We start from the raw sequence: 434 nt of genomic DNA, 5'->3' as shown, positions 1-434 counted from the left end.
GCCAGGGCCTTGTAGCCCTTGTCCGGCGGGTCCTCGGTTCCGTTCGGCTTGAACACCGGCGAGATGTCGGCGTCGGCGTATTCCGGTGCGAGCGTCCGGTTGGTGAGCAGCAGCCGCTGGACGAACAGGTTGGCGTCCTCGCCGGTCTTCAGCGTGCGCTTGAACCATTCCGCGTTGCCCAGGCGGTCGCACCCGCCGAGCATAGCCGTCGCAGCCGCGGCGGAAGCCCCTGTAAGGAGGACGCGTCGGCTCAGAAAGCGGCTCATGCCCGGGTCTTCCCGGTAACGGGTGCCGGGTCGAGCTTGCGGTCGCGTCAGTTGCACCCGTATCGACGCGGCTTTCGACAGCCGGAGGGTTCCCTATCGTCAGCTCAGCTGGGCGCTTAACGAGGCTGCAGCTGTGAGGGGTGCGCTGAAGCAAGGTCTGTTTAGGGG

1 pseudogene is annotated in these 434 nt (G+C 66.6%); it reads right to left on the bottom strand.

The features are described from left to right. Positions 1-266 (bottom strand): annotated as a pseudogene (locus MKK69_RS22180) (molybdopterin oxidoreductase); the annotation flags it as partial. Between the last annotated feature and the right edge of the window lie 168 nt (positions 267-434).

Origin of the sequence: Methylobacterium sp. J-026, assembly GCF_022829585.1 — a bacterium.
Classification (GTDB): domain Bacteria; phylum Pseudomonadota; class Alphaproteobacteria; order Rhizobiales; family Beijerinckiaceae; genus Methylobacterium.
This window is presented reverse-complemented; position numbering and strand designations above follow the sequence as displayed.